Below are 10,691 nucleotides of genomic sequence, written 5' to 3'. Positions count from 1 at the left end.
CTGCTGTGGTGGCTGTTCGCCGCCGCCGGGCCGCCCCCCCCCCCCCCCCCGCCCCCCCCCCCCCACGACCGGACCAGCCGCACCATGTTCGCTGCGACCGCTGCGCTGCGCCCGGTCCCCGGACCGGGCGAGGATCGCAACGACGAGGACCGCGCCAAGCGGAAGATCGCCGCCATCGCTGCGCCCGGCCTACGGACCGGGCGCGGATCGCAACGCTGTGGTCGGCTCCGCCCCTGACAGCGCACCCAACGGGCTGCGCCCGCTCTCCGGGCTGGGCGAGGATCGCAATGAGGCCGTGTGCGTCGAGAGTCATCGAGTAGCCCGACGCTGCGAGGTTGCTACACCCAGCGGTGCGGAAGGGTCGCTTAAACGCCGTCCGGGCTTCGCATCACCGTCGTACTGCCGCCATCATCATTGATGACTGTGACTGTCCGACCGATCAGTGCCGCTATGGAGGCCCGCATGCCGCAACTGACAACCGATGCTCCACTCGCACGCCGCCGTTTGCGTTCCGCCGCGATCGCGATCGCCGTCCTCGCCGGCGCGGTGTTCTCGGTCGCGGGCGCCCCGCCCGCCTCGGCGACACCGCCGGGAATTCCATCGAAGGCGACCGCGCAGTCACAGCTCAACGCCTTGACCGTGGCCACCGAAGGATCGACCAGCGGTTACTCGCGCGACCTGTTCCCGCATTGGATCACCATCAGCGGCAGCTGCAACACCCGTGAGCAGGTCCTCAAGCGTGACGGCGTCTCCGTCGTCGTCGACAGTTCTTGCGCAGCGACCTCGGGCCGTTGGTACAGCCCGTACGACGGCGCGACCTGGTCGGCGGCCTCTGACGTCGACATCGACCACGTCGTGCCCCTCGCCGAGGCGTGGCGCTCCGGAGCCAACTCCTGGACGACCAGCCGCCGGCAGAGCTTCGCCAACGATCTGAGCCGCCCGCAATTGATCGCGGTGACGGACAACGTCAACCAGTCCAAGGGTGACCAGGACCCCTCCACGTGGCAGCCGTCCTTGTCGTCGTACCGGTGCACTTACAGCAAGATGTGGATCACGGTGAAGTACAACTGGAGCCTGCGGCTGCAGTCGTCGGAGAAGTCCGCGCTACAGACCATGCTCAACATCTGCAGTTCCTGACCAAACCCTGGTCGGCTCCGACGCGCCGGCCAGGGTTCGTCGTTTGCCCGGCGCCCGGGCGCGTTGGCGTGACCAGGCCCGATGTGGGGGAGAGCTTCGGCTGCGTCGTCGAGTCGCGCGACCTGCGGGTTGGGGTCATTGCGCCTCCGGCGGGGGCGCTCCGGCTCCAGGATGGGCCGGAGGCCGTTTGCGGCAGCCAGCTTGCCGGTGGTGGCGGTAGGCCATCCTGTCTGCCATCGACCCGGGCAAGCCGAGCAGACCGCCGCCCGGCCCGCCAACGCCCGTACGAGCCGTCGAGGTCCGCAGGCCGTGGCGGGCCGGGCGGCGGCCCGCTCCCCGGCGGGCGGGTCGATGGCAGACAGGATGGCGGGTGGCGTCCGGGGAGGAGCACCTCGCCGCGCTGCCCGACGCCGCCGGTGCTGGACCGTGTGCCCGGCTTGCTTCTGCGGCTTCGGCTAGGGTCGATGGCGTAGCGCCTTGGAATGCGGCACGGATGAGGTGGCGGGTATGGCAAGGACTGTGCAGATCCGTACCTACACGGTCCGGGCGGGGCTGCTGGACGAGTGGGTGGACAGGTGGCAGCGCTTGGTCGTCCCGCTGCGGCACGATCTCGGTTTCGAGATCCATGGGTCGTGGAAAGACCGCGCGCGGAATCAACACATCTGGGTGATCTCCCACGAGGGCCCTGAGTCGTTCGATGAGGCCAACGCGGCCTACTGGGCCTCCGAGCGCCGTAAGACACTCGGCTTGGACCCGGACGATTACCTGGTGGGCGAGGAGACCCGCGAGGTTGAGCAGACGCTATGAGTCCGCGTCGCCGGGTAGTAGGTGCGCCTGCCGCTCGTCGTCGGTGAGCGCGCGGAACACCCTCGAGTGCGCTACTGCGGTCAGCTCGGCCAGGTCGACGGAGTCCGCCCAGACACGCGCAGTGCCGTCCGCTGAGCCAGTGACGACCTGCCGCCCGTCCGGCAGCCACGCCAGGCTAGTCACGCCGTCGCGGTGTACGCCGATCACCTCACCGTGGTCGTCCGCGCTGCCCCAGATCCGTACGGTGCGGTCGTCGGAGCAGGACGCGAGGCGCCGGCTGTCCGGTGCCCATGCCACCGTGCGGACGCGCTTGTCGTGGCCGGTCAGGACCCGCGGCTGGTCGGTGCCGGTGAGGTCCCAGACGCGGATGGTCCAGTCGGCGGAGCAGGTGGCGAGCCGGCCCTCGTCAGGTGCCCAACTGATTGCGTCGACGTAGTTCTGGTGACCGGAGTGGACGGTGCTGTCGCCGGGGTGTTCGATGTCCCAGACGCGGATGGTTCGGTCGTCGGAGCCGGAGGCGAGGTAGCGGCCGCTCGGGGACCAGGCGAGCGCTCCTACCCAGTCGGAGTGTCCGCGCAGGACGCCGGCGGATCTGCGTGTGCGGACGTCCCAGACTCGTACTGAATTGTCCTTGCAGCCTGCTGCCAAGCGGGACCCGTCCGGTGACCAGGCCAGCGATTCGACCTCAGCTCCGAAGCGCACGTCGCCGTCGATGCCGATCAGGTGGACTGAGCCGTCGCGCAGGGCCACGGCGATCACGTCGGCTGTCGGTGAGCAGGCCAGGGCCACGACCGGTTCCGGCCACGTCGTGACGTCGGCTGTGCCGTCCGTTTGCCAGGTTCGTACGGTGCCGTCCGCGCCACCGGTCACGATCCTTCCCGTCCGATCCAGCGCGAGCGCGGTGACCGATCCGTCGTGTCCGGCGAGGAGTCGATGTTCAGCTCCAGGCGGCTGGATCGTCCACACCCGGGCGGTGCCGTCACCGGAGCCGCTAAATACCCGTCGCCCGTCCGGGGACAGCGCGACGGACCAGGCGACCTGGGAGTGCCCGCGTAGCTCGGCTACCTCCCGCAGCCGCCGAACGTCCCAGGCACGGATACCGCCGTCGCCAGTGGCGAATACGACGGTGCGGCCGTCGGGCGACCAGGCGACCGACCAGACGGGTGATCCCTGACCGCCGATGACGTGCCGGGTCTCGCCGGTCGCCAGATCCCAGATTCGTACGGTGTGGTCACCGGATCCGGTGACGAGCTGGCTGCCGTCGGGGGACCACGCGACGGCCTCGACGAAGTCGCCGTGCCCCGTCAGTCTTTGCTCGGCCTTACCTGTGGTGAGGTCCCAGACGATGACGGACCGGTCGTGGGAGGCGGAGGCCAGCCGCCGGGAGTCGGGGGAGAACCGCAGGCCCCACACATCCCCCTCGTGACCGACCAGATGAACGGCAAGCTCCCAGGTGACGGTGTCCCAGACCTGGACCGTCCGGTCCCGGCTCGACCCGGCGAGGCGGGACCCGTCGGGTGACCAGGTAACACCGCGTGCCACGTCTGCGCAGGGCAACACCGCGACCGTTTCCGCCGTTGCCGCGTCCCACACCCGGATCGTGCCGTCCCGGGAGGCGGTAGCGAGCCGGGTAGCGTCGGGGGACCAGTCGACGGCGTCCACCATGCCGGTGTGCCCGCGTAGCGCCCGGACGACCGTGCTGGTGTCGGCGTGCCAGATCCGCGCGGTGCCGTCTCTGGACGCGGTTGCCAAATGCGCTCCGTCTGGTGACCAGGCGACCCCACGGACGGCATCGGTGTGTCCGGCGAGTACTGCCTCGGTGTGGCTGAACGCCAACGCGGCCATCAGGGCCCGGCGGGCGACCGGCGTCGGCGGACACTCCTGCAGGGCGGCCGAGGTCAGCAGCACCGCGAGTTCCGGGTAACGGTCGACGTTGCTGAGCGCGAACTGACCGATCGTCTCCGACACCCGGTGCAGGAACGCGGTGTCCCGGCTCCGGGAGGCGTTCACCAGGGCACGGGCGGCGGGGCTGTCCTGGCCGGCCGACTCCATCGCTTCCAGCCACTGCCCGGCCAACTCAAGTCGTTCCCCGGTGAGCAGGTAGTCGGCGCTTCGCCCGGCGTGGACCCAGTCCGCCGCCCACCGTTCCAGCTCGGTACGCCGGCGCAGTTGCTCCGCCCGCGCTTCCACCTGCTGCCGCAGCGGCGCCCACCGCCGGAACAACGCCTCGTGTGCGACCTGGGCGTACGGCTCACCGTCGATCACGTCGGTGGTGAGCAGCCGGGCGTCGGTGAAGACGGCGATCACCCGACGTTGACTGTCGGACAGGTCCCGCAGCGGCACCCGGCGCCGGGTCGGCTCGGTGCCCTCCATCGCTACCAGACGGAGCAGGGTGTCCAGGACGTCCTCGGTGCTGCTCTCGCGGCGTACCTCCGCCATCACGCCGTCGGCTTGGCGGCCCAGGGCCCCGGCGACGCCGCCGAGTGCCTGGTACGCCTGGCGGGTAGCCGTCTGGCCCGGCCCGGCCGCCCGGTGCAGCTCCTGAAGCAGGTACGCCAGCAGTGGCAACGCGTCCGGTGTAGCGGTGTCGGCGACGATTTGGTCGACGAGCCCGTCTTCGAACCGCAATCCGGCGAGTTGGGCGGGCTGCTCCACGACCGCGACGAGGTCCGCCGGCCGCATGGTCCCCAGCGCGACCGGGCTGGCGAACAGCTCCGGGCGCGGACCAGCGAGGAGATCGGCGAGGAACTCGACGCGGAGCGTCGCGACAACCCAGAGCCTTCGGTCGGCGTCGAGCGCCGTCGTGATCTGCTCCAGGAACGTGGCCTGTTCGGCGGCGCTGGAGAGGGTTACCAGTTCCTCGAGCTGGTCGAGGATCAGCAGGACGCGTCCGTGCCGGTGGCCCTTGCGAGCCCGCCAGGCGGTCAGGTGGCGGGCAAGGGTGTCCGGGCGGGACCGTACCTCCCTCAGCGCGGAGGCTCGGTCGGCTGCGCCCAGTGTGACCGCCAGGTCCGCGAGCACGCCGAGCGGTTCACCCGCCGGCGTGAGCGCTGGCAATACCTGCCACCGTCCCTCTCGCAGCCGGGGAACGATGCCGGCGTGGACCAGGGAGGATTTGCCGCTGCCGGAGGCGCCGGTAACGCAGACGAACCGGGCGGGCGCGTCCAGGCCCAGCTCGTGTAGGCGTCGCACCAGCTCAGTGACCTGCTCATCCCGGCCGAAGAACACCGACGCGTCCTGCTCCGTGAAGGCAGAGAGCCCCGGATAAGGGCTGCGATCCGACCGCCACAACGGCCGCGGACTGCGAGGCGCTTGCCACCACAGCACCAGGCCGTTGCCGACGATCAGCACCACCAGGAGGACGATCAGCGCCGGACCGGCAACCTGACGGATCCCGGCGCTCAATGGTGAAGTGTCGGCATTGGCGAAGAAGTTCGCCGCGATCTCCAGCAGGACGGCGATGATCAGCAGCGACAGCTGAAGGGCGATAGGTGGACGTCGACTCGGCCGCACCGATCCCCCCAACGATGATCCCCGATGGGCTCACGGTAGCGGGTAGGCGCTCGCATCAATAGGCCAACGACCGCCATCGCGACTGGCTCTCTACACATCCCGCCGGGTTGTAGCGCCCAAAGCCATCACCACGTGTGGTGGTGGCGCAGGGCTTTGGTTGGGTGGCCGCTACCGCCACCTGATGAGGTAGATGCCTTGCCTGGTGGTGGCGAAGTGCCCGTCCGCGGGATGCACTGTTGCGGAGTGGTAGGTGCCGGGATGGCTGGGGTCGGGGTGCCAGAGCGCCAGGTCGAGGATGTACCGGGCTGTGCGCCGGAACGCGATCGCGTTGCCGGTCATGAACAGGGTGTGAGCGTGCAGGCGCTGGTGGAACCTGTCCCTGTGGGAAGAGCGCCAACGCGCTTGGCGGTTGAGTTCGTGGACCTCGTCCCACGCGGGGACGTCGTTCGGGTTCCAGGGGATGGTGTGCGGAGCCCCGGCTCCCAGACGATGGCGTAGCTGCTTCCACCGGTTCGGGGCGAACTGCAGGTCGCGGTGACTGAGTACCAGGTCGAGCTCACCGACGGCCGCGGTGGCAAGGGACGGCTCCGATGGTGGGTTGCCCCGCAGGGGTAGATGGATCAGCGTGTGGCGTGACCGGGCTGCCAGCATCCACAGGCCGGTGATGGTGAACGCGGCGTCGGCGTCGAGTTCCAGGACGAACCAGGGGTTGTTGTCGACCAGCACCGCGCCGGTCACCGGCTTGGCGGGGCGGACGACACGGAATTGTTCGGCGCCGAGCCGTCCCTGATGTACGTGGATCTTGAGGTTCATCCGGTGGCGAGTTGCGCGCGGGCGTGCATCAGCGCGAACCCGAGAAGGTTGCGGCCGCGCCATTGGGCGAGATCCTGGGCGCGTGGATCCGTTGTGGAAAGGCCGATGCCCCAAACTTGATCCACCGGGCTGGCTTCCACCAGGACCCGGTTGCCCGTGCGTGATAGGTACTGCCCGAGGTTGGGGTGCTGGCTGAACTTGGCTACGTTGCCGGCGACGACCAAGCCGAAGCTGTACGCATCCCAGGTGGCCTGGTCGAAGTCGCGGACCTGCCGGCCCAGGGCCTTGACCGCACCCGGGTGCGGCGCCGTAAGCATCTGCGCGGCGATCGCTTCATCGCCGAACAGGCGGGCCTTGCCGACCATCATGTAGTGCTCAGCCGTGGCGTAACGGATCCCGTCCACGACGAATGGGGCCGGCCACCATTGGCTCAGGCACCCCGGTCCGATGCTGCCGTCCGGTTGCGGCTGGTGCCCCCAGAAGAACAGGTACTTGATCCGCCCGCCCGCAGCGGCGAGCGCCCGCAGCTCGGGCAGGCTGCGCGGCGGGGAGGCGGTGTCGGGCATGTTCGGCAGGGTGCCAGAAGCGTGTGTTCACGCGCTATCGGGTTTGCCAGCCGTGCACGTTGCGACGCCTTGGACTGGCCTGCGTCCGTGATCCCGGGGTGACGGTTGGTAGCCGATGGAGAGGCGCTGGCCGGTGATCTCCAGCGCCTCTCCCAAGCCCTCGGACCGCGTGGTATCTCACAACCGCCTCACGGACGGCCCGGGAAGGCCCGGCAAGGCCCGATGCGGGCCGGACCGCCGCTTGCCCGTTGACCTGCAGGTTCGGCACGATCCGGTATCGCCCGGCAGGTGCCGATAGGGCTGCTAGTTCACTGGGGGTCAAGGGGTCGTCGGTTCGAATCCGGCCGTCCCGACCGGTTGACCTGGGAAGATGAAGCTCTTCTCCGGTAACGGCGGTAACATCCGGTAGCGGATGATCTTTGTTGGCGGTAACCGCGTGAACGATCGGCCGCTAGCCTGCTCGTCTTGGAACGCTCTGACCTGCCGCCTCATCCGCGTTTCGGATGAGGCGGCATTTTGGTCTCTTGACTCCGCGTCAAGGCCGACGAAGTCGCCGGCTATACCCCAGGCTTCGATGAGCGCTAGGCGATGCGTCGTCAGGATCTGGCGGCGTGAGGCCAGCGGTTCGTCGATGGAGAGGCGAGCACCAACCGTCCAGAGGTACGTCGACAGGGCATCGCCGACCACCTGACGGAAAAGACTCCGGACCGGTCCGGATGCACCACCGCGCAGCGAGACCAGCTCGTGCGGCAGTACCGTGCGGTGTTCGACCGGCAGGACTGGTGTGGAACGGTGCACGTGGGCCTCGACCCGGACAGCGACTTCTTCCCCTGGTTCGCCGCCAACGTGGCAGCGAGACTGCTCCTGCGCGCCTTCGCCGACCTGACAGGTGACGACCGGTGAACGAGACTGCCGATCAGTACCAGGCCGAGACGGTACATGCTGACGTCGAGGCGAGCGTGCAGGTGCTCGGCCCGGGTCATGAGACGACCGTCGGGCGGCACGCCGGAGCTGTCGGCTACCGGACATGCCCATACGCGGGCCGCCCCCGCATTCCTGCTTAGGGTGGAACTCCCGAGTAGTTCTACCCCGGGCAGGCACCTGCTCTTGCTAGCCCCACTGCCCCTCGACCCCTTGGAGGAGCCTTGCAGAAAATCGGCTTGGCAGACGCCATCACGGCCCTACGCGAGGAACTGACGACAGCCATCGAGGCAGCCGGAGCAGAGAATCTGCGGTTCAAGGTCGGCGAGATGAGCGTCGAGTTCGAGATCGCCGTCGAGCGGACGTCAGGTGGGCGAGGTGGGCTGAAGTTCTGGGTCATCGAGGCCGGGGGTGAACACAGCCACACCGGCACGCGGACCCACCGCATCACCGTGCCCTTGACGCCGGTACGCGTAGACGGGCTCCCTGTTCTTACCGGGGAGCAGCAGTTGCCGGGCTAGACGCTGCCATGTTCGACTTTCGACGTGCCGTCGAGGTGCTGGTCGTTCCGAAGGTGGAGGATGCCCGGCCGGGATACGGCTCGGGATTCGGATTGGGTGCCGGCCTCGTCCTCACCTGCGCGCACATCTTTCCCGCGGACAGGGCAGCATACGATGTGGTCCTGCGCGACACGGCCGGCGCACAGATTCCCGCATCCGTCGCCTGGGTAGCCCGATCAGTCGATCTGGCATTGCTGCGATTGGTTAACCCGACGGCGCTGCCCACATCAACTGTGCCGATCCGGGCCCTTCGCCCCGGCACCGGCAGCCGGCTCGACTTTGTGATGTACGGATGGCCTCGCGCTGGTGACGTCGCGGGAGCGGCACTGACGCGGCGCGAGCCGGTGGAGGTCACTGGAGAGATCCGGCTCGCGGAGTTCGCGGGCACGAAGACGGGTCTGCTGCGGTTGCGGCCCACGGAAAGCTACCCGTCGATGGACGACGGGAGCTACTGGCAGGGGATGTCCGGCGCGGCCGTCTTCTGCCAGGGAGCAGTGATTGCCGCCCAGGTTTCCCAGCCCCAACGACCGCTCACTGGCTACCTGCACGCCCGACCACTTCTACCCGAAGGTTTGGCCACTCCTGACGACGATGGCATGTCAGGACTTGACCTCCTTGCCGATGCTGGTAGCCCGGTCGATCCGCACGCCTTCGTCGAAGACCCGGCCTGGGCCGACACGCTGCAACACCACCGCAATGTCCTCTTCGGTGGTCCGATGCCGAAGGCGCCTGCCCGCCCTGCCGATCCGCTCCCGTCCTGGTTGCTCGATCCACGCAATCACGCAGTCGATTTCATCCCCCCACCTGAGTTCGAAGAGATGCTGCACTGGTGCGTCGACGATGTCGCGGAATCCCCGCCCGTGCGGCTGCTGTACGCCCCCGGAGGTACCGGCAAGACGCGCTTCGGCATCGAGCTCGCTGTCACACTGCAGCGCCGGGGTTGGACAGCAGGAGTCGTTTCCAGCAAGGACACATTCGACAGGCTTGTACAGCATCTCCGGTACGCGACCGATGAGGGAGTTCGGGTCTTCGTGGCCGTCGACTACGCCGAGACGGGCATAGATCGGCTGAGGGATCTCCTGACCACGCTGGCGGCGACCCGCTCCGGGGCAGCACGCGTGCTGTTGCTCGCACGGTCCCCCGGTAGATGGTGGGACGGCTTCGCTGTCGGCACGAGTGCCTACAACATGATGAACCCAGAGCCGTTCACACTCACCACCGTCGAGCTGTCCAACGCCAGCCAGGTGTTCTCGGCAGCCTACGTCCAGTTCCGCCGAGAGTTGCTCAATAGTGTTGAAAATCGAGAGGCCCCTGCGCTTCCCGACGTGGTACATCCCCGCGTCCTCGACCTGCACGCTGCTGCGCTGGCGAAGGTCCTCGACGAACGCCGAGGCACGCACACGCCAGGTCAGGCGGGGCCCCTGGAGTCCGTGCTGGCGCACGAGCGGCACTACTGGCGGCTGGCACTGCTGCAAGAAGGGGTCCACCTATCGCCCAATGACCGCCTTCTCGACCGCTTACTAGCCGCACCCACACTGCACCCGGCACGGACGTTCGACGATGCACACGACACCATCTCCCGGGTGATGGGCAGTCGAACGTTGTCGTGTCCTACCGAAGACCTCACCCGGCTGCTTGCGGAGTTGTACCCTCCCGACGACGACAGGCATTACTGGCGGGCGATCGTCCCTGACCGGCTTGGTGAGGCGCTGATCGCCCGTACCATGGTTGCGGCTCCCACTGTGGCTATCGCCAGTCGGGAGAGCGCGGAACTCCTGGACGGCGCCGACGTGGAGACGGCAATCCACGCCTTGACCGTTCTGGCGCGGGTCGCGGGATTCAGCGACCAGGCCTCCGCCGCGGAGACGTCCGTCATCCCGGTGACCGAGGTCATCCAACATTTACTCCAGCGAGAGCCGGAGGCATTCCTTCCCGCCATCGTCGTGGTCGCCGAATCGATCGGACATCCGTCGGAGCTGTCGGACCTCGCAGCAGCCAGCGTCCACACTGTTGATCTTGCCACCCTCAACAACACCGCCAGGCGACTCCCGCCATTCCACACGGGCCTACTCGACCTAGCCGTGACCGTCGAGCGCGAGCGCGTTGCACGGCTCGCGCGGCACATCGACGATAGGGGTACCAGGAACCAGACCCAAGCACGTGTGGACCTGGCGATCGCCCTGAATAACCTGGCGCTTCGCCTCGCCGCCGTCGGCAAGCAAACAGAGGCGTACGCCCAAGCGGAGCGGTCGTTACGCATCACCGAGCAGGCGGCTGGCAACCTACCCGAGGTCCGGCCCTCTTGGTCAGGATGGTGTGAGACACCCCGTGTGAGTTGGGGGTGCTGACCTGAGGACGGGGATCGGAGATCCTT

At 68.3% G+C, this 10,691-nt stretch carries 8 protein-coding genes; 5 read left to right on the top strand and 3 right to left on the bottom strand.

The annotated features are described in order from the left end of the window. Window positions 1-462: 462 nt before the first annotated feature. Complete coding sequence (locus ACLQ28_RS33440) at window positions 463-1,137, top strand: GmrSD restriction endonuclease domain-containing protein (protein WP_425690251.1); 675 nt, start codon at window positions 463-465, stop codon at window positions 1,135-1,137. A 507-nt stretch (window positions 1,138-1,644) separates the two neighbouring features. After that, on the top strand, window positions 1,645-1,944 hold the full coding sequence (locus tag ACLQ28_RS33435) for an NIPSNAP family containing protein (protein WP_425690250.1): 300 nt from the start codon (window positions 1,645-1,647) through the stop codon (window positions 1,942-1,944). Here the strand turns inward: ACLQ28_RS33435 and ACLQ28_RS33430 are convergent. From ACLQ28_RS33430 to ACLQ28_RS33420, 3 genes are all read right to left on the bottom strand, one after another. Further along, the gene (locus ACLQ28_RS33430) at window positions 1,939-5,457 is read right to left on the bottom strand and encodes an AAA family ATPase (RefSeq protein ID WP_425690277.1); all 3,519 of its coding nucleotides are present in this window, start codon (window positions 5,455-5,457) and stop codon (window positions 1,939-1,941) included. The genes ACLQ28_RS33435 and ACLQ28_RS33430 overlap by 6 nt on opposite strands. 168 nt (window positions 5,458-5,625) lie before the next feature. Continuing rightward, window positions 5,626-6,270, bottom strand: a complete 645-nt coding sequence (locus ACLQ28_RS33425; protein ID WP_425690249.1) for a hypothetical protein — start codon at window positions 6,268-6,270, stop codon at window positions 5,626-5,628. Continuing rightward, the gene (locus ACLQ28_RS33420) at window positions 6,267-6,836 is read right to left on the bottom strand and encodes an NADAR family protein (protein WP_425690248.1); all 570 of its coding nucleotides are present in this window, start codon (window positions 6,834-6,836) and stop codon (window positions 6,267-6,269) included. Before ACLQ28_RS33420 ends, ACLQ28_RS33425 begins: the two co-directional genes overlap by 4 nt. A gap of 744 nt (window positions 6,837-7,580) precedes the next feature. On the opposite strand from ACLQ28_RS33420, the gene ACLQ28_RS33415 reads away from it, so the two are divergent. The 3 genes from ACLQ28_RS33415 to ACLQ28_RS33405 all read left to right on the top strand — a co-directional run bounded on the left by ACLQ28_RS33415 (window position 7,581) and on the right by ACLQ28_RS33405 (window position 10,665). Further along, window positions 7,581-7,739 carry a hypothetical protein gene (locus ACLQ28_RS33415; RefSeq protein ID WP_425690247.1) on the top strand — a complete coding sequence of 53 codons (159 nt, stop codon included), beginning with the start codon at window positions 7,581-7,583 and terminating at the stop codon, window positions 7,737-7,739. Between the two features lie 257 nt (window positions 7,740-7,996). Then, window positions 7,997-8,278, top strand: coding sequence for a trypco2 family protein (locus ACLQ28_RS33410; RefSeq protein WP_350935011.1), 282 nt, complete (start codon window positions 7,997-7,999; stop codon window positions 8,276-8,278). Window positions 8,279-8,286: 8 nt separating this feature from the next. Then, window positions 8,287-10,665, top strand: a complete 2,379-nt coding sequence (locus tag ACLQ28_RS33405; RefSeq protein WP_425690246.1) for a trypsin-like peptidase domain-containing protein — start codon at window positions 8,287-8,289, stop codon at window positions 10,663-10,665. Window positions 10,666-10,691: the final 26 nt, after the last annotated feature.

Origin of the sequence: Micromonospora sp. DT201, assembly GCF_049841575.1 — a bacterium.
Taxonomy (GTDB): Bacteria; Actinomycetota; Actinomycetes; order Mycobacteriales; family Micromonosporaceae; genus Micromonospora.
The sequence above is the reverse complement of the archived record's forward strand: the minus strand, read 5'-3'. Positions and strand labels throughout refer to the sequence as shown.